Origin of the sequence: Sphingobium sp. SYK-6 (genome assembly GCF_000283515.1) — a bacterium.
GTDB lineage: Bacteria > Pseudomonadota > Alphaproteobacteria > Sphingomonadales > Sphingomonadaceae > Sphingobium > Sphingobium lignivorans.
This window is the reverse complement of sequence record NC_015976.1, coordinates 1590583-1614680: the sequence shown is the minus strand read 5'-3', so window position 1 is coordinate 1614680 and position 24098 is coordinate 1590583. Positions and strand designations below refer to the sequence as shown.

At 66.9% G+C, this 24098-nt stretch carries 20 protein-coding genes; 10 read left to right on the top strand and 10 right to left on the bottom strand.

The genetic code is table 11. The annotated features are described in order from the left end of the window. Positions 1–89 precede the first annotated feature (89 nt). Positions 90–1685 carry a phosphoenolpyruvate carboxykinase gene (locus SLG_RS07290; RefSeq protein WP_014075806.1) on the bottom strand — a complete coding sequence of 532 codons (1596 nt, stop codon included), beginning with the start codon at positions 1683–1685 and terminating at the stop codon, positions 90–92. A gap of 277 nt (positions 1686–1962) precedes the next feature. Here SLG_RS07290 and SLG_RS07285 point away from each other — a divergent pair, with 277 nt between their 5' ends. From SLG_RS07285 to SLG_RS07250, 8 genes are all read left to right on the top strand, one after another. Next, on the top strand, positions 1963–2670 hold the full coding sequence (locus SLG_RS07285) for a response regulator transcription factor (protein WP_014075805.1): 708 nt from the start codon (positions 1963–1965) through the stop codon (positions 2668–2670). After that, positions 2639–4234 (top strand): ATP-binding protein, encoded by a 1596-nt coding sequence (locus SLG_RS07280; protein ID WP_014075804.1) that lies wholly within the window; start codon positions 2639–2641, stop codon positions 4232–4234. Before SLG_RS07285 ends, SLG_RS07280 begins: the two co-directional genes overlap by 32 nt. Then, on the top strand, positions 4234–4677 hold the full coding sequence (locus tag SLG_RS07275; RefSeq protein ID WP_148276521.1) for an HPr kinase/phosphorylase: 444 nt from the start codon (positions 4234–4236) through the stop codon (positions 4675–4677). The genes SLG_RS07280 and SLG_RS07275 overlap by 1 nt, the downstream gene beginning before the upstream one ends. Beyond that, positions 4674–5630, top strand: a complete 957-nt coding sequence (rapZ, locus tag SLG_RS07270) for an RNase adapter RapZ (protein WP_014075802.1) — start codon at positions 4674–4676, stop codon at positions 5628–5630. Before SLG_RS07275 ends, rapZ begins: the two co-directional genes overlap by 4 nt. Beyond that, positions 5627–6031: a PTS sugar transporter subunit IIA gene (locus tag SLG_RS07265; RefSeq protein WP_014075801.1), complete on the top strand. Its 405-nt coding sequence runs from the start codon at positions 5627–5629 to the stop codon at positions 6029–6031. Before rapZ ends, SLG_RS07265 begins: the two co-directional genes overlap by 4 nt. A 5-nt stretch (positions 6032–6036) precedes the next feature. Further along, the gene (locus tag SLG_RS07260) at positions 6037–6306 is read left to right on the top strand and encodes an HPr family phosphocarrier protein (RefSeq protein WP_420825243.1); all 270 of its coding nucleotides are present in this window, start codon (positions 6037–6039) and stop codon (positions 6304–6306) included. Between the two features lie 11 nt (positions 6307–6317). After that, positions 6318–7154: a TrmH family RNA methyltransferase gene (locus SLG_RS07255; RefSeq protein ID WP_014075799.1), complete on the top strand. Its 837-nt coding sequence runs from the start codon at positions 6318–6320 to the stop codon at positions 7152–7154. Positions 7155–7215: 61 nt separating this feature from the next. Further along, a complete protein-coding gene (locus SLG_RS07250; RefSeq protein WP_083853455.1) occupies positions 7216–8460 on the top strand; it encodes an MFS transporter in 1245 nt (414 codons plus the stop codon). 45 nt (positions 8461–8505) lie between these two features. Here the strand turns inward: SLG_RS07250 and secA are convergent, their stop codons facing one another. The 3 genes from secA to SLG_RS20320 all read right to left on the bottom strand — a co-directional run bounded on the left by secA (position 8506) and on the right by SLG_RS20320 (position 12364). Next, positions 8506–11247, bottom strand: a complete 2742-nt coding sequence (secA, locus tag SLG_RS07245) for a preprotein translocase subunit SecA (protein WP_014075797.1) — start codon at positions 11245–11247, stop codon at positions 8506–8508. Between the two features lie 112 nt (positions 11248–11359). Next, a complete protein-coding gene (locus SLG_RS07240) occupies positions 11360–11608 on the bottom strand; it encodes a hypothetical protein (RefSeq protein ID WP_041391798.1) in 249 nt (82 codons plus the stop codon). A 246-nt stretch (positions 11609–11854) separates the two neighbouring features. Then, positions 11855–12364 (bottom strand): energy transducer TonB, encoded by a 510-nt coding sequence (locus SLG_RS20320; protein WP_014075795.1) that lies wholly within the window; start codon positions 12362–12364, stop codon positions 11855–11857. A 99-nt stretch (positions 12365–12463) separates the two neighbouring features. Between SLG_RS20320 and argJ the strand changes: the two genes are divergently transcribed. Both argJ and SLG_RS07225 read left to right on the top strand, forming a co-directional pair. Then, positions 12464–13687 carry a bifunctional glutamate N-acetyltransferase/amino-acid acetyltransferase ArgJ gene (gene argJ / locus SLG_RS07230; RefSeq protein WP_014075794.1) on the top strand — a complete coding sequence of 408 codons (1224 nt, stop codon included), beginning with the start codon at positions 12464–12466 and terminating at the stop codon, positions 13685–13687. A 4-nt stretch (positions 13688–13691) separates the two neighbouring features. After that, a complete protein-coding gene (locus tag SLG_RS07225; RefSeq protein WP_014075793.1) occupies positions 13692–14489 on the top strand; it encodes an inositol monophosphatase family protein in 798 nt (265 codons plus the stop codon). 587 nt (positions 14490–15076) lie between these two features. Here SLG_RS07225 and trxA read toward each other — a convergent pair. From trxA to tsaE, 6 genes are read right to left on the bottom strand one after another with little or no spacing between them, the layout of a single operon-like run. Then, the gene (trxA, locus tag SLG_RS07220; protein WP_014075792.1) at positions 15077–15397 is read right to left on the bottom strand and encodes a thioredoxin; all 321 of its coding nucleotides are present in this window, start codon (positions 15395–15397) and stop codon (positions 15077–15079) included. Positions 15398–15430: 33 nt separating this feature from the next. Continuing rightward, positions 15431–18922, bottom strand: a complete 3492-nt coding sequence (gene addA, locus SLG_RS07215; RefSeq protein WP_041392855.1) for a double-strand break repair helicase AddA — start codon at positions 18920–18922, stop codon at positions 15431–15433. Beyond that, positions 18915–21932 (bottom strand): double-strand break repair protein AddB, encoded by a 3018-nt coding sequence (gene addB, locus SLG_RS07210; RefSeq protein ID WP_014075790.1) that lies wholly within the window; start codon positions 21930–21932, stop codon positions 18915–18917. Before addB ends, addA begins: the two co-directional genes overlap by 8 nt. Next, positions 21925–22650 carry a nucleotidyltransferase family protein gene (locus SLG_RS07205; RefSeq protein ID WP_014075789.1) on the bottom strand — a complete coding sequence of 242 codons (726 nt, stop codon included), beginning with the start codon at positions 22648–22650 and terminating at the stop codon, positions 21925–21927. The genes addB and SLG_RS07205 overlap by 8 nt, the downstream gene beginning before the upstream one ends. Next, the gene (locus tag SLG_RS07200; RefSeq protein WP_014075788.1) at positions 22647–23639 is read right to left on the bottom strand and encodes an aminoglycoside phosphotransferase family protein; all 993 of its coding nucleotides are present in this window, start codon (positions 23637–23639) and stop codon (positions 22647–22649) included. The genes SLG_RS07205 and SLG_RS07200 overlap by 4 nt, the downstream gene beginning before the upstream one ends. Then, entirely contained in the window at positions 23636–24094 is a 459-nt protein-coding gene (tsaE, locus tag SLG_RS07195; RefSeq protein ID WP_014075787.1) for a tRNA (adenosine(37)-N6)-threonylcarbamoyltransferase complex ATPase subunit type 1 TsaE, read from the bottom strand. The genes SLG_RS07200 and tsaE overlap by 4 nt, the downstream gene beginning before the upstream one ends. Positions 24095–24098 lie beyond the last annotated feature (4 nt).

The window sequence follows — 24098 nt, the reverse complement described above, 5'->3', positions numbered from 1 at the left end:
GAAAAGCAAACGCCGGCCATTCGCGATCGAATGGCCGGCGTTCAACAATCAAACCCGATCAGCACGCAGCGCGCGCTGTCGGTCCCTGCTTAGGCAGCGACCGTCATGACGTCGCGCACGGAAGCATCCACGTCCTTCTCGAACTGCGCGAAGTTCTCGACGAACTGCTGGACGAGCTTGCGCGCCGTCTCGTCATAGGCCGCCTTGTCGGTCCAGGTCGCGCGCGGATCGAGGATCGTGCTGTCCACGCCTGCCACGGCGACCGGCACCTCGAAGCCGAAGTTCGGATCGATCCGGAATTCCGCATCATTGAGGCTGCCATCGAGCGCGGCATTCAGCAGAGCGCGCGTCACCTTGATCGGCATGCGCGAGCCGACGCCATATTTGCCTCCCGTCCAGCCGGTGTTCACCAGCCAGCACTTGACGCCACCCTTGGCGATCCGCTCCTTGAGGAGATTGCCGTAGACGCTCGGCTTGCGGGGCATGAAGGGCGCGCCGAAGCAGGTCGAGAAGGTCGCGCTCGGCTCGGTCACGCCAATCTCGGTGCCCGCGACGCGCGCGGTGTAGCCGGAGAGGAAGTGATACATGGCCTGATCGGGCGTCAGGCGCGAGATCGGGGGAAGCACGCCATATGCGTCGGCCGTGAGGAAGATGATGTTCTGCGGCACGGGCCCCAGATTGTCCTTCGACGCATTCGGAATGAAATGGATCGGGTAGGAGCCGCGGCTGTTTTCGGCCAGGCTGTCATCGTCGAGGTCGATCTCGCGGGTGTGCGGGTCGATCACCACATTCTCCAGCACCGTGCCGAAACGCTTGGTGGTGGCGTGGATCTCCGGTTCCGCCTCGGCGGACAGGCGGATCATCTTGGCATAGCAGCCGCCCTCGAAGTTGAAGACGGCCGTGTCCGACCAGCCATGCTCGTCATCGCCGATGAGCGTGCGGCTCTTGTCTGCCGAGAGCGTGGTCTTGCCCGTGCCGGACAGGCCGAAGAACACGGCCGTGTCCCCGTCCGGGCCGATGTTGGCCGAGCAGTGCATCGGCATGATGCCCTTGGCGGGCAGCAGATAATTGAGGATCGAGAAGACCGACTTCTTCATCTCGCCGGCATAGGCCGTACCACCGATGAGAATGAGCTTCTCGGTGAAGTTGACGGCGATGATCGTCTCGCTGCGGGAGCCGTGCCGTGCCGGATCGGCCCGGAAGCTGGGCAGGTCGATGATCGTGTATTCCGGGGCGAAGTCCGCCAATTCCGACGGCTCGGGGCGCACCAGCAAGGTCCGGATGAAGAGATTGTGCCAGGCCAGCTCATTGATGACGCGCACGTTGACGCGATGCTCGGGCTGGGAGCCGCCGTACAGGTCGGCGACATAGAGCTGCGGCTTCTCGTTCAGGGCCGCCAGGAAATCGGCTTTCAGAGCCTCGAAATGGGCAGGCTCCATCGGGACGTTCACATTGCCCCAGCCGATGGTGTCTTCCGTCGTCGCATCGCGAACGATGAACTTGTCCTTGGCGCTGCGGCCGGTGTGCTTGCCGGTGGCAACCACGAGCGGCCCGTCCTTGGAAAGATGGCCTTCCCCGTTCCGAACCGCGTGCTCGACGAGAGGCGCCGTAAGAAGATTCCAATGAACGGCAGCCGATGTCGAAATGCCCTGTTCGCTCAAGTCGAAGGAAGATTTGGCCTGCACACCTGTCTCCTGGTTCACTGTCCTGCGCTGCCGGTCTGACGGCGCGCAGGACCAATGGTCACAATGAATTGCACTTGTCATCTGCGCATAAGCAATTGACCTGTCAGCGTCAAACAACATGCATTGTGCACTGCCACGGAACGGGACACGGGCGCGCGGCTCATCGCGCGTGAGCACCCGGTCGTCTTGCCGTAACGATTTGCCCCCGAGTTGCGCTGGAAAGGCGCTTGGTCTAATCGGGTCGTTCACGCAATGACATGGCACCGCGCAAGGCTCGATGAGCGCTTCGATCGCCCTGGTCGACGACGACCGCAACATTCTCTCCTCGCTCAGCATCGCCCTGATCGCTGAGGGGTTCCTGACGCGGCTTTATCCCGACGGGCAGGCAGCCCTGAAGGCGATCACGGAAAATCCTCCCGATCTCGTCGTCTGCGACATCAAGATGCCGAACCTGGATGGCATCGAATTGCTGCGGCGCCTGCGCGAGAGGAGCAGCCTGCCTTTCATCTTCCTGACGTCGAAGAGCGACGAGCTGGACGAAGCGCTCGGCCTCGCCATGGGCGCGGACGACTATATCGCGAAACCCTTTTCCCAGCGGCTGCTCATCGCGCGCATCCGCGCCCTGCTCCGCCGCGCCGCGCTCACCCACACGAACGACGAGGCGCCGACGGAAGGAACAGCCGAGACGATCCGGCGCGGCCGCCTGACGATGGATCCGGCGCGGCATCGCGTGCAATGGGACGGAACGGATGTGTCGCTCACAGTCACGGAGTTCATGATCCTGGAGGCGCTGGCCCTGCGGCCCGGCATCGTCAAGACGCGCAACCAGCTCATGGATGCCGCCTATCAGGACGATATCTATGTCGACGACCGCACGATCGACAGTCACATCAAGCGGTTGCGCCGGAAGTTCCGGGACGTCGCGCCGGATTTCAACGCGATCGACACATTATATGGCGCCGGATATCGTTTCAGCGAGGAATGAGGAGCGGCATGCGAGCGGTGAATGGACCACGCGCATCTCGCTCACGCGCCGCATCCTTGCGGTCAATGTCTTCGCGCTCGCCATTCTCGCGGGCGGTTTCTTCTATCTCGACAGCTATCGCACGCGGCTGATCGACGGACGGCTCGTCTCCATGGGCCGCGAAACCGCGCTCATCGTCAAGGCGATGGAACTGGCCCGGGCGCGAGACCGGGACTCCCTTCTGGCGCGGTCCGCCCAGACGACCGGCATGCGCCTGCGCCTCTATGACGCGCCGGGAGACAAGGTGGTCGACAGTTTCGGGCTCGCTCCGCCGACCTACCGGCTGCGGCGCCCGGAGCAGGATCCGCTGCATATCAGACTGGCCCGCGGCATCGATCGGGTGGTGGAAACGATCGCCCTCGCCTCCGCCCCGCCCTATCTCGTCGAGCCCGCGACCGACAGGCTGGATCGCTGGCCGGAAGCGCGCGACGCAATGCGGAGCGGAACGCCACAGGCGGCCTACCGCTTCGCGCCGGATCGCACGCCTTTCCTGAGCGTCGCCCATCCCCTCCCCGGGGAAAGGCAATTGCTGCTGGCGACCATCAACGCCAGCGACATTACCGAGATTGTCCGTGCCGAGCGCCTGCGCATCAGCCTCGTGCTGGCGGCGGCGATCATCGCTTCCGTCCTCCTCTCCCTCTTCCTCGCGCGCACGATCGTCCTGCCGCTGCGCAGGCTGGCGCGGGCGGCGGTGCGCGTGCGGCTCGGGCGTGCACGCGAGGTGATCGTCCCCCGCCTGCCGGACCGGCGCGACGAGATCGGCATGCTCGCGCGCGCGATCTCGGACATGAGCCAGGCCCTGCGCCAGCGGATCGATGCCACGGACGCATTCGCCGCCGATGTCAGCCATGAACTCAAGAACCCCATCGCATCGCTGCGGTCCGCGCTGGAAGGCCTCAGCCAGATCAAGGACCCCGCGCTGCAGGCAAAGCTGCTCGACATCGCGCAGGACGATGTTCGTCGGCTGGACAGGCTGGTGAGCGACATTGCCGAGGCCTCCCGGATCGATGCGCAACTTTCGCGCACGCCATTCGAGCGCATCGATCTCGGCCGCCTGATCGCCCGCATCGCCCGGGGACACACGCCCCGACAGGGCGTCCCGCAGGTCAAAGTGAGCTATGCCGGCCCCGGGCGGGGGAGCCTCTTCGTGACGGGCGACCCCCAGAAGATCGCACGCGTCGTCGACAATCTGATCGACAATGCCATTTCCTTCTCGCCCGAAGGGGGCCGGGTGCGCCTCTTTGCCGAGCAGCAGGGCGATCAGGTGCAGGTCGCGATCGAGGATGACGGCCCCGGCGTACCGGAAGCGGAGCGCGAAAAGATCTTCAGGCGTTTCCATAGCGTGCGTCCCGAGCGCGACGGCTTCGGCAAGCATAGCGGGCTCGGCCTGGCGATCGCGCGCACCATATTGGAAGGACATCATGGCGTGATCTGGGTAGAAGGCAGGGCGGACGGCAAGAAAGGCGCCCGGTTCGTCTTCACCATGCCGGGGACCACGGCACCGTCAGCGCAGGAAAGCGAATGATGAGCGAAGGTGCCGATGATGTCCTGCACGCATCCAGCGTGGCGATCGGCGGCCAGGGTCTCCTCATCATGGGGCCCAGCGGATCGGGCAAATCGGATCTCGCCCTGCGGCTGATCGACCGGGGCGCCACGCTCATCAGCGACGATTACACGCAATTGCGTGTGCAAGACGGAGGCCTGCGCCTCAGCGCCGCGCCGAACATCGCGGGAAAGATGGAAATCCGGCACCTCGGGATCGTGGAGATGCCCTATATGGACGACGTGCCGGCCTTGCTGGCGATCCGACTGGACGAGCAACCGCCGAGAATGCCCGAGACTTCCACTCATATCCTTCTGCACGGCATCATGCTGCCGCTCATCGTGCTGCGTGGCCTCGACGCTTCAGCCCCCATAAAGGCGGAATGGGCCATGAAGCGGACCAACCTCACCGGAAAGCTGCCATGATTCCCCCGCCCACCCCCAAGTCCATCCTGATCGTCACCGGCCTTTCGGGCGCCGGAAAATCGACCAGTCTGCGCACCCTGGAGGATGCGGGGTGGGAAACGGTGGACAATCTCCCGCTCACGATGCTGGACCGGCTGCTCGCGGCCCCCCCGCCACAGGGCTATGCCGCCGGAGAGGATCGCCCGCTCGCCATCGGCATCGACAGCCGGACGCGCGGCTTTGCTGCCGACACCGTCCTGTCCGTCATCGCCTCGCTGCGCGATCAGGGGCGTAATCAGGTGGAGATGCTTTTCCTGGATTGTTCGGGAACCGTGCTTGAACGGCGCTATGCCGAGACCCGGCGGCGCCACCCTCTCGCCCCCGATCGCCCTGCGGCAGACGGCATTGCCCGGGAGCGCGAATTGCTGGAGCCCCTGCGCCGGGCCGCAGAGCATCTCATCGACAGCAGCGACTTCACCAGCAATGCGCTTCAGCAGGCGATCCGGCAGCGCTTTGCCGGCAGCTTCGAATCCACCCTCACGCTGCTGTCGTTCGGCTTTGCCCGGGGCGTGCCCCGCAATGCCGATCTCATGTTCGACATGCGGTTCCTGAGAAATCCCTATTGGGAGGACGACCTGCGCCATCTGGGCGGGCTTGACGCACCAGTGCGCGACTATGTGATGGCCGACCCGTTGTTCGAGAAAGCCGTCGGCCAGATCGAAGCGCTTCTCGGGACCGTCCTTCCGCGCTACAGCGAGGACGGCAAGGCTTATGTGACCATTGCGTTCGGCTGTACCGGGGGGAGACATCGGTCCGTCTGCGTGACGGAGGAGATCGGTCAGCGCTTGCGCGCGGCTGGCTTTTCGCCCACCATCATGCACCGCAATCTGGAATCGGTGCAGCTGGACGCCTATGAGAACCGGCGCCAAGGCAAACAAACGGTAATTGAAGGGCGGGGCGCTAAATCGACATGATAGGACTTGTGCTCGTAACGCATGGCGGGCTTGCGACCGAATTTCGCATTGCCATGGAGCATGTCGTCGGCCCGCAGGAGGCGATCGAGACCGTCTGCATCGGTCCCGATGACGACATGGAAGCGCGCCGCGCCGATATCGCCGCGGCGGTCGACCGGGTCAATGACGGATCGGGAGTCATCCTGCTCACCGACCTGTTCGGCGGCACCCCTTCCAATCTCGCGATCTCGCTGCTCGATGCCGGGCGAATCGAGGTCATCGCCGGCATCAACCTGCCAATGCTGATCCGCCTGGAAAGCGCGCGGCGCACGATGAGCGTGACGCAGGCCGTGGCCGCAGCGCGTGAAGCCGGGAAGAAGTATATCAGCGTGGCTTCCGAGCTGCTCGGCGACATCCAGTGAGCGGGATGATGCTCAGCCAGACCGTGCGCATCGCCAACAAGCGGGGCCTGCACGCCCGCGCCAGCGCGAAATTCGTGACGCTCGCCAGCGGGCTCAAGGCGACGGTCACCGTGCGCAAGGATGGTCATGAAGTCGTCGGCACCTCGATCATGGGACTCATGATGCTGGGCGCGGCAATGGGCGACGACATCACGATTTCCGCTGCGGGCGAAGGCGCCGAGGAAGCTCTGGCCGCCATGACCGCACTGGTCCAGGATCGCTTCGGCGAGGAATAGGCACAGACGCCTTGGCCCGAGAAATCACCGGCTTTTCCAATCCGCTCGTCAAGCGGGTCCGCTCCCTGCGCGAGAAGAAGCTGCGCAAGCGGGAAGGACTTTTCCTTGCCGAAGGGCTGCGCATCCTGACCGAAGCGCGCGAGCTGGGCGTGCTGCCCGAGATGATCTTCCTCGCCAGCGGCGCGGACCCCCATCCCCTGGCCAGCGCGCTGATCGATGCGGTGGAAGCGGCCGGCGGCGACGTGATCTTCACCACGCCGGATATTCTCGGCAAGATGTCCGGCAAGGACAATGCCCAGACCCTCATCGGCGTCTATCGCGATCGGCTGACGCCCCTCCCCGCACTCGACCGCGCCCGGGCGCCCATCTGGTTCGTCGCGCAGGCGATGCGCGATCCGGGCAATCTCGGCACGCTGATGCGCATCGGCGACGCCGTGGGCGCGGGCGGCGTGATACTGGTCGATGATTGCGTCGATCCCTTCTCCGTGGAGGCCGTGCGCGCTTCTATGGGCGCGATCTTCACGCAGACCATCGCGCATGCAGGCTGGGATGAATTCCTCGCCTGGCTACGCGCCGGGCCGGGTCAGCTCATCGGCACCAGCCTCAACACCGATCAGGACTATCAGGCCCCCGCCTATGTCCCGCCCGCTTTCCTGCTGATCGGCAATGAAGCGCGCGGCCTGCCTGCCGGCTATGAAGCCGCCTGCGACCTGCTGGTGAAAATTCCGATGATGGGCCGTGCCGACAGCCTGAACGCGTCCGTCGCCGGGGCGGTGATGGCCTATGAGGTGCTGAACCAGTTGCGGCGAACCGGAGATCAGGGCACGGCGCCGCAAGCGCCGGAGTGAACGTACCGGTCAGCAGGAGGGGAATGTCTTGACCGAAACGACGCGAGGCGGCCTTGCCGCGATGATGCAGCATCGGCGAGTGCTGGTCGCCAGCCTGGTGGGCACCACGGTCGAATTCTACGATTTCTATATCTACGCGACCGCCGCGAGTCTGGTCTTCGGGCCGCTTTTCTTTCCCGCGAGTTCCCCCACCGCGCAGCTCATGGCCGCTTATGCCAGCTTCGCGCTTGCTTTCCTCGCCCGACCGCTCGGCGCGGCGGTGTTCGGTCATTATGGCGATCGGATCGGCCGGAAGTCGACGCTGGTCGCCTCGCTGCTGCTGATGGGCGGCTCCACGTTCCTGATCGCCTTCCTCCCGACTTATGCGATGATCGGCTGGCTGGCGCCGTTGCTGCTCTGCATCCTGCGCTTCGGGCAGGGGCTGGGCCTCGGGGGCGAATGGGGCGGCGCCGCGCTGCTCGCGGTGGAGAATGCGCCGCCCGGCTGGCGCGGGCGCTTCGGCATGATGCCGCAGCTCGGCGCCCCGCTGGGCTTCATCGCCGCAAACGGCCTGTTCCTCGTGCTGGGCCTCTGGCTGAGCGAAGCCGAGTTCCTGGCATGGGGATGGCGCCTCCCGTTCCTCGCCAGTGCCCTGCTCGTCATCCTGGGCCTGTGGGTGCGCTTGCGGCTGGGCGAAACGCCGGAATTCCGGGCCGCGCTCGATGCTGAGCCTCCGGCCCGCATCCCGATGGCGGAGCTGCTGACGCGCCATCTGCGCGCAACCATGGCAGGCACGCTCGCGGTCGTGGCGTGCTTCGCGCTCTTCTACATCTCCACGGCCTTCGCGCTTGGCTATGCCACCACGACCCTCGGCATGGCGCGCGACCAGGTCCTGTCCATGCAGCTTGCCGCGATCTTCATGCTGGCGCTGGGCATCATTCTCGCCGGCTGGTGGTCGGACCGGCAATCGGCCGCCAAAGCGCTGATCGCCGGCTGCGCGGCGACCGTGCCGCTCGGTTTCGTCTTCGGCGCGGGGTTCAATGCCGATGCGCCTGCCCTGCTCTTCATGACCCTGGCCGTGGCGCTGCTCGTCATGGGCTTCACTTACGGGCCGCTGGGCGAGTGGCTCACCTCTCTCTTCCCGGCCCGCGTGCGCTATTCCGGCTCGTCCTTCGCCTTCAACGTCGGCGGCATTCTCGGCGGCGCCATGGCGCCCATCGTTGCGCAATATCTCGTCGCGACGCACGGGATCGGGGCGGTCGGGCTCTATCTGACCGCCGCCGGCATGGTCAGCCTGTTCGGTCTGGTCTGGCTCGCCCGGGAGTAACCGGCCCGGTTCCGCGCGAGCGGCGCCGGGCCAGCAGGCGCGCGCTCAGGCCAGCGCGCCGTGGCAGTGCTTGTATTTCTCGCCCGACCCGCAGGGGCACGGCGCATTGCGGCTGATATTCTGGTCGGCATAGGGATTATCGCCGCCCGTTGCGCCCGCCATCGTCGGCGCCATGCGCGGGATGGTGGTGGTGATGAGGCCGCGCGTTCCCGCGTCGATATCCGCGCTGTTGTCCTCGCCGGTGAACGGATCGATGTGACTGGTAAGGAAGTCCGGCAGGTCCGGCAGCGGCGGCGGGGTCGGTTCCTGCAACTGGAACTCGATATGGCTGACCGTGTTCGTCACATCCTCGCGAATGCTGTTCAGCATGCGCTCGAACAGGGCGAAGGCTTCCTGCTTGTACTCGTTGATCGGCGTCTTCTGCGCATAGGCGCGCAGATGCACCACCTGCCGGAGCGCATCGAGCGTGGCCAGATGCTCCTTCCAGTGATGATCGAGATTCTGGAGCAGGATGCTCTTTTCGATGCTGGCCCATGTCTCGGGCCGGATCTGCGCGGTTTTCTCCGCCAGCGCCGCATCGGACATGGCAATGATCCGCTCGACGAAAATCTCGGGATCGACCGCGTCTTCCTTGAGCCAGCCGTCGATATCGGGCGTCAGCGCAAGGGTGCGCTCCACATCGGCCTTCAATCCCTCGACATTCCATTGCTCGGGATAGGTGCCCTGCGGGCAGGCCGCTCCCACGATGCCGTTGATCGTCTCGTGACGCATATCGGTCACGACGTCATTCACGGACCCGGCATCCATGATGTCGCTGCGCTGCTCGTAGATGACCTTCCGCTGGTCGTTCATCACGTCATCATATTCGACGACCTGCTTGCGGATGTCGTAGTTGCGCTGTTCGACCTTCTTCTGCGCGGTCTCGATCGCCTTGCTCATCCACTTGGACGGCGGCAGCGCCTCCCCGTCCTCGAGCGAGGAGCGCATCATGCGGGCAAAGAGCGTGTCCGGCCCGAAGATGCGCAGCAGATCGTCATCGAGGCTCAGGTAGAAACGGCTGAGGCCCGGATCGCCCTGGCGGCCGGACCGGCCGCGCAGCTGATTGTCGATGCGGCGGCTTTCGTGCCGCTCCGTGCCGAGCACGAACAGGCCGCCCGCATCGAGCACCTGCTGCCGCTCGGTCTTGATCTCCTCCCGGATGCGCTCGATCGCGGCGTCGCGCTCGGGGCCCTCGGGCATGGCATTCAATTCGTCCTCGACGCGGAATTCGAGGTTGCCGCCAAGCTGGATGTCCGTGCCGCGACCGGCCATGTTGGTCGCGATGGTGACCGCGCCGAGCCGGCCCGCCTGCGCCACGATTCGCGCCTCGCTATCGTGGAAGCGCGCGTTCAGCACGCTGTGCGGCACATTCTCCTGCTTCAGGAAGGCGGACAGCAGCTCGGATTTCTCGATGGACACCGTACCGACCAGCACCGGCTGACCCTTCAGCTGATGTTCCTTGATCGTCTTGGCGATGCCTTTGAACTTGTCCTCGAGGCTCTTGTAGAAAAGATCCTCGTCGTCCTGGCGCTGCACAGGCAGGTTCGTGGGGATGGTCACCACGTTCATCTTGTAGATGTCGTAGAATTCCGCCGCCTCGGTCGAGGCCGTACCCGTCATGCCGCTCAGCTTGGGATACATGCGGAAATAATTCTGGAACGTGATCGAGGCGAGCGTCTGGTTCTCGGGCTCGATGTTGACGCCTTCCTTGGCTTCCACCGCCTGATGCAGCCCGTCCGACCAGCGCCGGCCATCCATCATGCGGCCGGTGAACTCGTCGATGATGACGACTTTGCCGTCCTTCACGATATAATCGATGTCACGCCGGAACATGAAGATCGCGCGCAGGGCCTGGTTCACATGATGAACGACCTGCGTGTTCTCGAAATCGTAGAGATTGGCGCCCTGCAGCAGCCCGGCTTCCTCGAGCATGCGCTCGACCTTCTCGGTCCCGTCCTCGGTCAGGACGATGCTGCGCTGCTTCTCGTCCTTCTCGAAGTCCGTGTCGGAGAGCTGGCGCACCAGCTTGTCGACAGCGATGTAAAGCTCGGACTTGTCGTCCGTCGGGCCGGAAATGATGAGAGGCGTGCGCGCCTCGTCGATCAGGATCGAGTCCACCTCGTCGACGATCGCGAAGTTGAACGGCCGCTGCACCATCTGGTTGCGCTCATACTTCATGTTGTCGCGCAGATAGTCGAAGCCCAGCTCGTTGTTGGTCGCGTAGGTGATGTCGGCCTCATAGGCCTCGCGCCGCTCCGCTTCACTCAGATTGGGCACGATCACGCCGGTGGTGAGGCCAAGGAAATTGTAAAGCCGGCTCATCCATTCGCAGTCGCGCCGGGCCAGATAGTCGTTCACGGTGACGACGTGGACGCCCTTCCCCTCCAGCGCATTCAGATAGGTGGCGAGCGTGGCGACCAGCGTCTTGCCCTCGCCGGTGCGCATCTCGGCGATCTCGCCGCGATGGAGCACCATGCCGCCGATCAGCTGCACATCATAATGGCGCTGCCCGAGCGTGCGCTTGGCGGCTTCGCGCACGGTGGCGAAGGCTTCCGGCAGGATCTGGTCGAGCGTGGCACCCTCAGCGAGGCTGGCGCGGAACTTGGCGGTCTGGGCGACGAGCGTCTCGTCATCCATCGCGGAAATCGTGGGCTCGAAGGCGTTGATCTGCTCCACGGTCTTGCGCAGCGACTTGACGTAACGATCGTTGGACGAGCCGAAAAGGGATTTGGCGAGTGCGCCGAACATGGGCTGAATCCTGTCATGGGAATACGGGTCTGGAACCGGCGTGCAGCCGGGAACGCACGCGCCTTTCAGCGCGCTGGAGGCATGCGGACCGCCGGGAGCGGCCCGGAACGGCTTATCTCAGCCAGCTCTGCCGGATGGCGAGGCGCGTGTTCATGGCGAGGGGACGCACGACCTGCGCACGCGGCGCATCCGTCCACGTCACAGGCGCCACGTCAACCGGCCGCGATGCGGACGAAGCTGCGATCGCGGCGACCCCCGCTACGGCCGCAACGGCGCTCTGCTCCACCTGTGCCCGCTCGACCGGCCGCTCTCCGGCCACCAGGCCGGTCAGCGACGCCAGAAGCGCGGAAAGGAGGATCATCAGTTGCAAGCGAGAAACACTCCGCCGTTGGACGATGCCCACATAAGGGCCAATACCGCCTTCGTCTATTCCATTCGGGATTAACAGGCAGCGAATAGCGCGCTTAGGGCTGCTCGACATTCAGATGATGGCGTGGCGAAAATGGTGGTTTCTCGGGACCCGGAGCGCAGCGTACTCAAGGTACGTGAGCACCGGAAGTACGGGAACCGCCATTTGCAGGCCGCCAGCGCTGAATGGCGATCAGCCCTAGTCCGCCAGTCGCCAGACGACCCGGCGCTGATCCACCGCCCGTATGGCGCGCCCCTGCGCATCGCGCGCGGGCTCGTATCGGCCATTGCGCAGGATGAGACGGCGGGCAGCCTCGTCCAGCACGGCGTGGCCGCTTCCGCGAACGACATGGCATTGCCCTGCGCGACCATCCGGCTCGATGGTCCAGGCGATCTGCGACACGCCTGACTGTTCGTTGCGAAGCGCCTCCATGGGATAATCGTCGTTCGTGATCCAGGTTGCCGGGCCACGGCCCCGGGGCGCCTTGCTGCCAGGCGGCAACATGATGACGGGAGGCGGCCCCGGCGTGATCGCAGACCCCGCCATGCCAAGGTTGATGGTCAGATCCTGCACCGCGAGATGCACGACGCGCCCGGCGCGCCGCGTCAGCCCGTCGACCGCGATCTGGCTCCAGGCAAAGGCGAGAAGGCTCGCGATGGTGATGACGCCCCCAAGCGCGTTCAGCAGATCCGCCGACTTCCTGTTCATGGCGCCTCCCGGACGCCTGCCTATGCGAATTCCCCGCCGCCCGCAAAGCGATGGATGCGATCCCTTGATTCGCCCCTTCTTTGGGTCCATCGCGCGGCGATGACCGAACGCTCTCCTCTTGCCCGCCCCTTCCCCGCCCTGCCCGCCATCGAAGGGGTGACGCCACGCATTGCGCGCGCGCGATACAAGGAATGGGACCGGTGCGATCTCACTTATGTCGCGCTGAGCGAAGACACGGCCGTCGCCGGCGTGTTCACGCGCAATGTCTGCTCGTCCACGGAAGTCGAGCTGGGCCGGGAAAGCGCGGCTGGCGGCCGGGCCCGCGCGCTCATCGTGAATGCCGGGAACAGCAATGCCTTCACCGGCTATCGGGGCCGCGAGGCGGTCGACCAGATTCGCACGCAGGTCGCCGCGCATCTGGGCTGCTCGATCGATGAAGTCTTCGTGAGCTCGACCGGCGTGATCGGCGTGCCGCTGCCGCAGGACAAGGCGCGCGCGGGCGTGGAAGCGGCGCTCACCGCCGCGCCCTGCACCTGGGAGCAGGCGGCCGAGACGATCGGCACGACCGATACGTTCGCCAAGGGGGCAACGACCAGCGCGATCGTGGATGGCAGGACGGTTCGGCTGGCCGGGATCATCAAAGGATCCGGCATGATCGCGCCGGACATGGCCACCATGCTGGGATATGTGTTCACCGATGTGGCGATCGACCCCGCCCTGCTCCAGCAGATGCTCGACGCCTGCAACCGGGCGAGCTTCTCGTGCATCACTGTGGATGGGGATACCTCGACCAGCGACACGGTCCTTGTCTTCGCCACGGGCAAGGCCGGCAACGCACCGCTCAGAACGATGGACGATCCGGGCGCGGACGCATTCCTGTCCGCGCTGGACGACATATGCGGGCAGCTGGCCAGGCTGGTGGTGCGGGATGGCGAAGGCGCCCGCAAGTTCATCGAGATCGCCGTCACCGGCGCCGTGAGTGACGAGAGTGCCCGCAGGGTGGGGCTCTCGATCGCCAATTCCCCGCTCGTGAAGACGGCGATCGCGGGGGAGGATGCCAACTGGGGTCGCGTGGTCATGGCCGTCGGCAAAGCCGGCGAACCGGCCGACCGGGACCGGCTGGCCATCCGGTTCGGCGATATCTGGGTTGCAAAACATGGCCTTGCGGTCGAGGGCTATGACGAGACGCCAGTGGCCGATCATCTGCGTGGTGACGAAATTCGTATCGGCGTCGATCTGGGGCTGGGCGATGGCAAGGCGACGGTGTGGACCTGCGACCTGACGCACGGCTACATCTCGATCAACGCCGATTACCGGAGCTGAACCCATGGACGCGCTGACGGACTCGGTCGCCGATCTGATGCGGGCCGTGGCGCGCGATGTCGTGCTGCCGCGCTACCGCAATCTCGCCACGCACGAAGTCGAGGAGAAAACCGCCGGCGAGCTGGTCACCATCGCCGACCGGGAAGCCGAAGAGCGCCTCAACGAAGGGCTGGCGAGATTGCTGCCCGAAGCCGGTCTCGTGGGCGAGGAAGCCTGCGCGGCCGATCCGGCCCGGATGAACGATCTCGCAACAGGCCTGAACTGGCTCATCGATCCCATTGATGGAACAGGAAATTTCGCTGCAGGGCGCCCCCCTTTCGCAATCATGGTCGCGCTGGTCGATGCGGGCGTCACGCAGGCGGGCTGGATGCTCGATCCCCTGACCGGCCGTCTTTGCCATGCCGCGCTCGGCCAGGGCGCGACCATCGATGGCGAGCGCGTGAGCGCACGCGAGAGCGGCGGCCCATTGCCGATTGCCGGCATCTCCTTGCTCTTCGTGAAGCCGGAAGACCGGCAAGGCCTCATCGACCGGATCGAGGGCCGCTTCGCCATGACGGACATCCCCCGTTGTGCCGGCGAGCAGTATCCACGCATCGTGCTCGGCACGCATGACCTCGCCGTGTTTGAGCGGACCTTGCCATGGGATCACGCACCCGGCGCGCTGTTCGTCAACGAGGCGGGTGGCCGCGTAGCGCGCCCGGACGGATCACCCTACAGGCTCGGCGCCGAGCCCGGACGCGGCATGCTTGCTGCCGCCTCCCCCGCCATGTGGGACCGGGCAGCGAGGATTCTTTACCGCTGAGCGAAAGCCGGTCGCCGTTTCTGCGTCCGTCAGCCTCGCTTTTTCCTGTCCTACACCGCTGTTCCTATGGCAGCCCTGCCGGTCACCGCATCCTGTCGAAAGGGTGCTGGCAAGCAGGGTTCTTTCTCATTGGAGGGATTTTCATCATCCGGCCAGCCCGCACAGGCTTGCCGGGGCGGGCTCCGACGTCCGCCTCATTGGCTCAGCCGCAAAGCTCAGGGGAACGGAAGATGATGCGGACGTATCGTCATCTTCGTCAACTTCCAGACTGGAGCGCCGTGTTGGACAGGCCTGCGGCGCAGCCATGGAGACCCCGCACGATCCCTCGGTCCATCCCGTTCTCATGGGCGCCGGGCATCGGCGCGACTCACTGCGACTCGGCCTGTTTCAGTCCGGGCTCGGATCTTCTGGCGGGAGAAGGCCGAAAGTTTCATGGCAACTAAAATATAGCCAGCAACATATTAATTTAAAAGATATTTATATGGAGAAACTGACTACCCAGCACCCCGCCATCTCGTGCGTCATGTTTCGGACACGTCTCCCGGTCGATGGCGGACCGAGACCGGAAGACGTTTTCCCGAAAAGCCTTACAGCTCGCCTTCGAGCCAGCCCTTGAGCGCGCTCTTGGGCGCGGCGCCGACCTTGGTGGCAGCAGGTGCGCCGTTCTTGAAGAGGATCATCGTGGGGATGCCGCGCACGCCATAGCGCGCCGGCGCATCGGGATGCTCGTCGATGTTGATCTTGGTGATCGTCACCTTGTCACCAAGCTCCTCGCTAATTTCCTCCAGCGCCGGCCCGATCATGCGGCAGGGGCCGCACCATTCCGCCCAGAAATCGACCAGCACAGGCTTGTCGGCCGCAATCACATCGTCATGAAAACTCGCGTCGGAAATCGCCTTGGTGGCCATGATCGCAAACTCCTTGCATCTTTGCGTTGTTATCTAGTCAGCCGGACCGCCCGTCTCAAGATTGTGGGCGGACAAGTTGTGCTCCGCCGGTCCAAAGCGGGGCTTGTGCGCGGAAAGCAGCGCAGCCGACAGATCGACCAGACGCGGTCCCGCCGTGTAGAGCAGGCTCGCGCGAATTTGCCGCTCGGGAAAGATCTCCGCCAATGCCGCGACATAGGCCGCCATCTGGCGGACATGCGCGAGGGGCACCTGCGCCACGTCCGCCGGCACGGCCCGCCCGGTCTTGAAATCCACGACATGGACGTCCTCGTCCCGCACCAGCAGCCGGTCGACCGTTCCCGCGATCACCTGCCCGTCGACCACTGCGGCGACCGGCGCTTCGGCGAGCGCGCCGGGGCCGAACAGGGCGGCATGAGCAGGATCGTCGAGCACCGCGAGGACATGCGCCACCAGCGCCCTGCGCGCGGCGGGATCGGCGAGCCCGCCCGGCCCCGCCAGCCAGCGCTCGGCCGCCGCTACGCGCTCTTCGCCCGGAAGGTCCGGCAGCCGCTCGAACAGCGCATGCAGCAGGCGCCCCCGCTCCGCTGCGGCCCGCATGGCGGCATCGGGTGGCGGATCGGGCACGTCATCGTCCACGGCCGCCGAGGGCGCCAGCGGGCGCGGCGGCCGCGCTTCCGTGGGCGCGGGCGCATGCAGCCAGTCGGGCAGAGCCTCATCCGCCCCACCGGGCGCCTGGTCGCCGCCGCCGCGCGCGGGCCGGGCGGGCGGCAATCCGGCCGGGCCTTGCCAGGCGAAACCCTCGCCCCACTCCGCCATGTCGAGGCGATCCGCGCCCAGCCGCCGCATCGCGCGTTCCACCGCCTGATGCCAGCTCCCCTCCGGCACCACGCCTTTGGCGCGGCTGCCAAGCGCGCCGGTCACGATCAGCTGCTCCTCCGCCCGCGTGAGAGCGACATAGAGCAGCCGCCAGTGCTCCTCCATGTCGAGCCGCTGCGCCGCATCCATCGCGGCCTCGATAGGGGGCGCGGCCTCGCCCTTGCCCGGGCGGATCAGCGGCAGCGAGGTGTTTGCCACGGGCAGGTCCACCGCATCGGCGCGCGGGCGCTGGCCGGGGTCGAAGGCGGCATCGGCGAGGATCACGATCGGCGCTTCCAGCCCCTTGGAACCATGGACGGTCATCACCCGGACCATGTCGCCCCCCTCGCCCAGCTCCCGCTTGATGTCCGCATCGCCGCGATCGAACCAGTCGATGAAGCGCTGGAGCGACGGGTGGTCATCCGCTTCGAAACCGAGCGCGGCATTGATGAGCTCGTCGATCGCATCACGCGCTTCCTCGCCCAGCCGCGCGACGAGCTTGCGCCGTCCATCCATCGGCCCGGACAGGATGGCTTCCAGATAGCGATAGGGCGTGGTGAAATCCGCCGCTGCCAGCAGCCCGCGCAGCGGCGCCAGCGCCTCCGGCGCGGCATTCTCGCGCAGATGCCCCCAGAGCGAACCGCGGCGGGGAATGGCGCGGGCCAAAAGATCCTCCTGGCTCCAGCCGATCAGAGGCGAGACGAGCAGGCCGGCGAGATTGAGATCATCTTCCGGCTGCACGGCAAAGCGCAGCGCCGCCAGCAGGTCGCGCACCGCAAGGGGCGTCTGCAACCGCAAGCGATCCACGCCCGCCACCGGCACGCCCGCTTCATAGAGCCGCGCCACGATGAGGCGGGAAAGCGCGCCGCGACTGCGCAGCAGCACGAGAACGTCGCCGGGCCGCGCATCGCGCCCCTTGCTGGCGAGCGGCGTGCCGATCAGCGCCTTCACCAGCCGCGCGATCTTCTCGGCATGGCGGCGCTGATGATCCGAGAGCCAGTCTTCCTCGCCTTCGACCGGCCCGTCCTCGACCTCCTCCGCGCCTTCGCCTTCCGCCTCGCTCCCGGCGACGATCAGGGACGTTGGCGGCAGCAGCAGCACACGGCCGGGATGACGCCGGGCGCTCTGGTGCGGCGCGGATGGCGATTCGAGCCCGAACTCGGCATGGCCGACCTCCTCCAGCACCGCGTCGACGACATCCAGCACCGCCGGCATGGACCGGAAGCTGAGCGCCAGCGGCAATTCCTCGAAGGGATGGCTGACTCGCCCGGCCGCCACGCGGAATTCCCGCAGCGCGCCGAGGAAGGCTTCGGGGCTGGTGCCCTGGAAACCGAAGATCGCCTGCTTGGTATCTCCCACGACGAACAGGGTGCGCAGGGCCGAAAGTCCGTCATCCTCGACCTCGAGGAATTCTTCCACGATGGACCAGACGATGCTCCACTGCGCATCATTGGTGTCCTGCGCCTCATCGACCAGAATATGGTCGACCCGCTGGTCCAGCTTGTAGCGGATCCATTCCGCCATGCCGGGGCGCGTCAGCAAAGCGCTGGCATGGCCGATGAGATCGTCGAAATCCACGGCGCCCGCCTGGCGCTTGGCTTGCGCATATGCGCGGGCATAGGCCCGGCCGGCGTGGAGCCCACGTGCGGCGAGGCGCACGAAAGCGACATGGCGCCGCAGGTCGACCAGCGCCCGGATGGCCTCGCCGCAGGCGGTCGCCAGCGCGACATAATCGGGCGCGGCAGCGAGCAGCTTGTCCCGGTTGCGATTCTTGACCTCGCCCTCGCGGGTCAGCAACGCGCTGCACAGCTCGTCCAGTCCTTCCGCCCGCGCCTGCGGAGCCGCGGCCAGCCAAGCAGCGATGCGATCGGCCGTCTCCAGTCCCGATTTCGCACCCCATGCGGCATTGGCAGTAGCGATCTGCCGCAGGCGTGCCACTGGAAAGGCCGCATCCTCACAGCGCTCGGCCAGCACCGTCTCGACATCGCCGGTGGGCAAATCGAGCTGGTCCAGCAGCGCCTCTTCCAGATCGTCCGGCAAGGCATCGAGCGCACTCGCCGCACGCACGCACCGGGCAAGATAGGCCTGCGTGCCGTCTTCCCCCAGCCGCAGCGCCAGCATCTCGATGGCGGAAAGGAGCGGCTCGTCCGCGTCGCGCTGCGCAGTCTCGATCATGGCGATAAGCGCGCGGCGGGAGAGTTCCGCCTGCCCGCGGTCGTCCAGCGGCTCGAAGCCAGGCACCAGCCCCGCCTCCAGCGGGAAGGCGGCCAACAGCGACTGGCAGAAGCTGTGGATGGTCTGGATGCGCAGCCCCCCGCCAGTGGCATCGAGCACGCGGGCGAAAAGCAGGCGCGCTTTCTCGCGCATGGCAGGATCGGCCACTTCGCCCAGCGCCTCAAGGTCGCGGAACAGGTCGACATCGTCGACCTGCACCCAGCGGGCGAGCCGGCCATGCACGCGCTCGGCCATCTCCGCCGCACCGGCCTTGGTGAAGGTGAGGCAGAGGATGCGCTCGGGCGCGACATCCTGCAGCAGCAGCCGCAGGACCCGGGCGGAAAGCACCGCCGTCTTGCCAGTGCCGGCGGACGCCGTCACCCAGCGATGCCCTCGCGGATCGGACGCGCCGGCCTGATCCCCGGTGAGCGGATGAAGCATCCCGACCTCAGCCATCGTCACCACCCGGCCGGCCGCCCCGGCCGAACCATTCGTCGAGCCGCATGAGCTGGTCATAGTCCGTGAAGACCGGCGCATCCGAATGCGGCCGCGCCGTGAACGGCTCTCCCCCCGTCAGCCAGCGCGCCGCCGCTTCATCGAAGAAGCGTTCGACCATGGGCAGGAAGGCATCGGTCACGATCCGCCTGTGCGTGCCGCGCGGGTCCGTGAGCGGGCGCTTGTAGCCGAACGCGCCCTTGGCGGACTTGCCGAGCTTCCAATATTCGAAGGCGCTGACCGGCGTGCCTCGCACCACCCCCGCCGCCTCCTCGAATCCGCCCTCGCGCGCGATGAGGCCGAGCAGGCCGAGCTGGAGCGAATAGCCCGCCTCGACCTGCCGCACGGATGCGGTGGCGCCGCTCTTGTAATCGACCACGGCGAGCGCACCATCGGCGAGCCGGTCCATCCGGTCCGGCTTGCCGCGCAGAACGACACCACCCCGCTCGATCTTCCCCCAGCGTTCGCCGAACAATATGGTGCGCCCCGTTTCGCGCTGCGCCGCCACTTCCGCCGCGACCCAATCCAGGCCGGCCAGCAGGCGTGGCTGCCACAGCGCCCGCAGCAGCGGATGCGCCGCTGCGCCCGCGATCATGTCCTGCGCAAGGGCCGCCAGCCGGGCCGGATCGCCGCTGCCTTCCTCCATCCAGCGCTGCAGCACGTCATGCGCGCGCGTGCCGCGCCAGGCCGGGCCGGGATCGGCATCGACCGGCTCCAGTGGGGAGAGGCGCAGGATTCGAGCCGCGTAGAAAGCATAAGGATCGGCGCGCAAGCGATCGACGTCCGTGACCGCGATCTCCTTCGGTCGCACCTCCACCGGCGGGCATGGCGCGGGTACCGGCGTGGCCGGCGCCGCTTGGACTGGCCGGTCGATCATGCGCGCGAGCGCGATCAGGCGATTGTCTTCCACCCAGCGCTCGCCGGTCATGGCCTTGAGCCGCAGCCAGAATCGCGACGCGACCGTCGGCGCCGAGGAATCGCGCCGGGCGCGCGACAGGATGACCTGCGGCGCCCCCAGTCCGTTGGCGAAATCATGGGCCGAAAGACCGATCCGATAATCCAGCCCCGGCAGACCGAGGGCATGGCGGATGCGCGGCGCGAGCCATGGGTCCGGCGACGGCAGGCCCGGCCACACGCCTTCGTTGAGCCCCGCGAGGATCATGAGATCCGCCTGCTGGAGTCGCGCTTCGAGCAAGCCCAGTATCTGCACGCGCGGATGACCGCCCTGCGGCGGACGGACGGCCTCGGCCGTCATGATCTGCGCCAGCATGCTCACGAAGCCGGCCGGATCGGCAGTGGGCGGCCCATGCGGCGCCGCAGCCTCTGCATCCGCGATCAGCCGGGCGGCAGAATGCCCCTGATGCCCCGACCAGACCCGCTCGCCTGTGAGCGCCGAGGCTGCCCCGCGCAACGCCGCAAAGAGATCGGGCAAGGGCCGCTCGGCAGCGAAGGCCGTCTCGATCCCGCCGAGCATCGCGGCGACGCCGGGCCACCAGGGCCGCAAGGCGGCACGAAGGGGCTCGCGTCGCCCGCCCTCTTCCGCGAGCAAGCCGGCGACGCCGTCGAGCCCCGCTGGCGGCCGGGGGCCGCGCAGCAGCAGATCGAGCCGCCGCACCTGCTCCAGCCAGGCGAGGCGCCCCTCCCCGGCCATCACCAGCGGATGCTTCAGCAGGGCGAGCAAGGCGACCGGCGCGAATCGCTCCGCTCCGGCCTGAGCCAGTGCCAGCAGCAGCGTGCCCGGCGGCAGTTGCGCGAGCGGCCGACCCGCACTGTCGTCCGCCTCGATGCCCCAGCGCCGCAGATGCGCGGAGACGCGCGTGGCAAGGGCGCGATCCGGCGTCACCAAAGCCGCCGTCCGGCCGGGCGTCTCCACGGCCTCGCGCAAGGCGATAGCGATAGCCTGCGCTTCCTCGGCGGGGCTGGCAGCCTCTATGGCGCGCACGTCCCGCAGCGCGCGTTCTCCGCGCGGCACCTTGGGCCACCCGCCCGTCAGCAGCGCGGGCAGCATCGCATTGCTGATCGCCCGGCCACGCGCCGCGCGCGCGTCATGCTCGCTGCCCCAGCGCCAGAGTGCCACCTCGTCGCGATGCACACCCATCCGCTCGAGCATCAGCTTGAGCGCGAACTGGGGATGGGTTTCCTGTGGCGGAACCGTTCGTTCCCGTCCCGGCTCGGGCGCCATCACCGGGCCAATCGCGTCCCATTGCTCCGGCGTCAGGTTGAGGTCGAGATCGGGCAGGACGACCATGCCGTCCGGCAGGTCCGACACGACGCGCAGCAGACCCGCCACTGCCGGCGCACTGGTGACGATGCCCGCCGCGACCACGAACCTGTCCGGCGGGGCCAAGCGCCAGCGCCCGGCGACATGATCCAGCAGCCGGTTGCGCCGCTCGGCCATGTCGATGCAGCCCCGCAGGGCCAGCGCCTGCTGCCAGGCCGCCATCAGCTCCTCGAAGGCGCCAAAGGCGCTGCGCCAGTGGCTGGAGAGGTCGTCCGGCTCCAGCGCCTTCAGGTCCGAGGGAGCCTTGCGTTCCACGATGAGCTGGTCGAGCGTGCGCGCCAGCGCAGCGGCGAGACGCCAGGCCTCGCCCATCTCGATCCGTTCCCCGGCCTTCGCGCGCTGCTCGCGTACAAGCCGGGCCAGCATCATCAGCCGCTCGGTCGATCCGATGGCAGGGGGCAATGCGGCATCCGCGCCCAGCGGAGCGAGCGCATTGCCCAGCGTCTGGTCGAGATCGACATCGCCAACGGGCACGAGGCGAGGCAGCAGCAGTCCGCTGCCCGACGCGCGCACGAATGCATCGCGCACCGCGCGGACCGCGCGATTGTTGGGCAGGAGGATGATGCCCCGCGCCAGGCGTAACCCGCCACCCTCGCGGCCGTGGCGCGCCAGAAGACCGGCCGCCAGCGCATCCGAAAAGGCCCGGTGGGCGGGAATGGTATAGAGAGCGGGCGCGCGCCGCTCAGACACTGGCGAGCGCCGCCTCGACCAGCGGAATGGCCTGCGGCGTCCCGACATCGAACCACAGGCCGGCATGGGTCATGCCATAAGCGCGCCCCTCCGCGATGGCCCGATCCCAGAACACATTGGTGGAGAAGACATCCGAGGGGGGCTCGACAATGAGCCGGGGCGACAGGATCTGGATGCCCGTGAAGACGAATGGCGCCACGCGCCCGGACCGGCGGCGGCTAAGCCGGCCATTCGCATCCATGTGGAAATCGCCCAGCCCGCTGTGGCCGGTCGCCCGCGCATGGGGGATCATCAGCAGCAGGGCATCCATTACCCTGTCGTCCCAGCGCGCCGCCAGCGCGCCGATCGCATCGAACGGGCCATTGACCCAGAGATTGTCACTATTGGCGCATAGAAACGGCTTGTCACCGAGCAGCGGCAGGGCCTTCACCAGCCCCCCGCCCGTTTCGAGCAGCTTGTCACGCTCGTCCGAGACCACATAGTCCACCCCCGTGCGCCGCGCGCGGGCAGCCAGATGCGCCTCGATCGCGTCGGGCAGATAATGGACATTGACGATGATGCGGCGGATGCCGGCTTCCTCGATCCGGTCGAGCGCATGATCCAGCAAAGGCTGGCGCGCGACGCGGATCAGCGGCTTGGGCCGGGTAGCGGTGAGCGGCCGCATGCGCTTGCCGAGGCCTGCCGCCATCAGCATCGCGGTCTCGAGTTCGATGCTCATGCCGCATTCTCGTCGCTGTGCAGCGGCCCGCGCGCCTGTGCCGGCACATTGGCAGCGAACCATGCGGCGACGGGCGCCAGCGCCGGATGCGCGAGATCGCGCTCCAGAAGCCCCCACATGCGCGGCAGGAAATCGAGGTAGCGCGGCTTGCCGTCGCGTTTCCAGAGCCGGGTGAAGATACCGATGATCTTGGCATTGCGCTGAGCGCCGAGCACCGCATAGGCCGCCTCGAAATCCGCCGAGACCGCCGCGACGGACTGGTAATGGGCCAGCATCGCTCGTTCGACCTCGGGCGAGACGTCGCGCCGCGCGTCCTGCAGGAGAGAAACGAGATCATAGGCTGGGTGGCCGGCCAGTGCGTCCTGAAAATCGAGCAGGCCCAGGCCATGCGAGCGTGCATGGTCCGGCAGCAGCATGATGTTCTCGGCATGATAGTCCCGCAGCACCGTCACCACCGGCGCCGCATCGCCCTCGACGATCGGCAGCACCTGGTCCCAGGCGGCGATGTAGCTCTCCTGGTCGACATCGAGCCCGGCGGCGGGGCAGAACCATTCGGGAAGCAGCCCTGCCTCGCGCTGATAGACGGCACGATCATAAGGCGGGAGGTCGGTCTTGGCCGGTTGCCGGTGCAGCTGCGCAAGCAGATCGACCGCGCGGGTATAGACGGCCATTTCCTCCTCAGGAGCGGCATCGACATATTCGCGCACGCGCGCATCGCCGAAATCCTCCAGCAGCACGAGACCCTGCGCCAGGTCACGCGCGAGGATGGCGGGCGCGGCGAAGCCATGACCGCAAAGCCATTCCCCCACGGCGATGAACGGACGCGGATCCTCGTGCGGCGGCGGCGCGTCCATCAGGATCGCCCGGCGATCGCTATCCACGATCCGGAAATAGCGGCGGAACGAGGCATCGCCGGCAAGCGGGAGGATCTGCGCACCTTTCCATCCGGCAGCGGCAAGAAAAGCGGGAGCGCCGGCGGGCGGAATCATGGGAACGGCCATCGGCTTTCCCAAGACCGGGGAAGGCGCGCTGTCAAGACTCGCCCGCCCTCGCCGGACGGCTCGATCGCCAGCGCCAGCGCATTGTCCGCATAGCGACCGCCAAGCCGGTCAGGCCATTCGATCACGAGCACGCCCTCGCTCAGCCAGTCGTCGAGCCCCAGTTCCTCCAGTTCGCTTTCCTCCTCGATCCGATAGAGATCGACATGAGCGAGCGGCAGCGCCGTTTCCGGTGGCTCATAACCTTGCAGGATCGCGAAGGTCGGGCTGGGCACGTCGCCCGTGAAACCCAGGCCGCGCAGCAGGCCCCGCGCGAGCGTCGTCTTGCCAGCCCCCAGCCCGCCTTCCAGCATCAGGACGTCACCGGGGCGAAGCTGCCCGGCAAGCGCCTCGCCGGCAGCCTGGGTGTCTTCCGGCCCGGCGAGCGCGCGCGTCACGATGCGCATGGCT

Coding starts and splice junctions, on each gene's coding strand:
- SLG_RS07285 (WP_014075805.1), top strand. CDS start 1,963: ATGAGCGCTTCGATCGCCCTGGTCGACGACGACCGCAACATTCTCTCC.
- SLG_RS07280 (WP_014075804.1), top strand. CDS start 2,639: ATGGCGCCGGATATCGTTTCAGCGAGGAATGAGGAGCGGCATGCGAGC.
- SLG_RS07275 (WP_148276521.1), top strand. CDS start 4,234: ATGAGCGAAGGTGCCGATGATGTCCTGCACGCATCCAGCGTGGCGATC.
- rapZ (WP_014075802.1), top strand. CDS start 4,674: ATGATTCCCCCGCCCACCCCCAAGTCCATCCTGATCGTCACCGGCCTT.
- SLG_RS07265 (WP_014075801.1), top strand. CDS start 5,627: ATGATAGGACTTGTGCTCGTAACGCATGGCGGGCTTGCGACCGAATTT.
- SLG_RS07260 (WP_420825243.1), top strand. CDS start 6,037: ATGATGCTCAGCCAGACCGTGCGCATCGCCAACAAGCGGGGCCTGCAC.
- SLG_RS07250 (WP_083853455.1), top strand. CDS start 7,216: ATGATGCAGCATCGGCGAGTGCTGGTCGCCAGCCTGGTGGGCACCACG.
- secA (WP_014075797.1), bottom strand. CDS start 11,247: ATGTTCGGCGCACTCGCCAAATCCCTTTTCGGCTCGTCCAACGATCGT.
- SLG_RS07240 (WP_041391798.1), bottom strand. CDS start 11,608: ATGATCCTCCTTTCCGCGCTTCTGGCGTCGCTGACCGGCCTGGTGGCC.
- SLG_RS20320 (WP_014075795.1), bottom strand. CDS start 12,364: ATGAACAGGAAGTCGGCGGATCTGCTGAACGCGCTTGGGGGCGTCATC.
- argJ (WP_014075794.1), top strand. CDS start 12,464: ATGACCGAACGCTCTCCTCTTGCCCGCCCCTTCCCCGCCCTGCCCGCC.
- SLG_RS07225 (WP_014075793.1), top strand. CDS start 13,692: ATGGACGCGCTGACGGACTCGGTCGCCGATCTGATGCGGGCCGTGGCG.
- trxA (WP_014075792.1), bottom strand. CDS start 15,397: ATGGCCACCAAGGCGATTTCCGACGCGAGTTTTCATGACGATGTGATT.
- addA (WP_041392855.1), bottom strand. CDS start 18,922: ATGGCTGAGGTCGGGATGCTTCATCCGCTCACCGGGGATCAGGCCGGC.
- SLG_RS07205 (WP_014075789.1), bottom strand. CDS start 22,650: ATGAGCATCGAACTCGAGACCGCGATGCTGATGGCGGCAGGCCTCGGC.
- SLG_RS07200 (WP_014075788.1), bottom strand. CDS start 23,639: ATGATTCCGCCCGCCGGCGCTCCCGCTTTTCTTGCCGCTGCCGGATGG.
- tsaE (WP_014075787.1), bottom strand. CDS start 24,094: ATGCGCATCGTGACGCGCGCGCTCGCCGGGCCGGAAGACACCCAGGCT.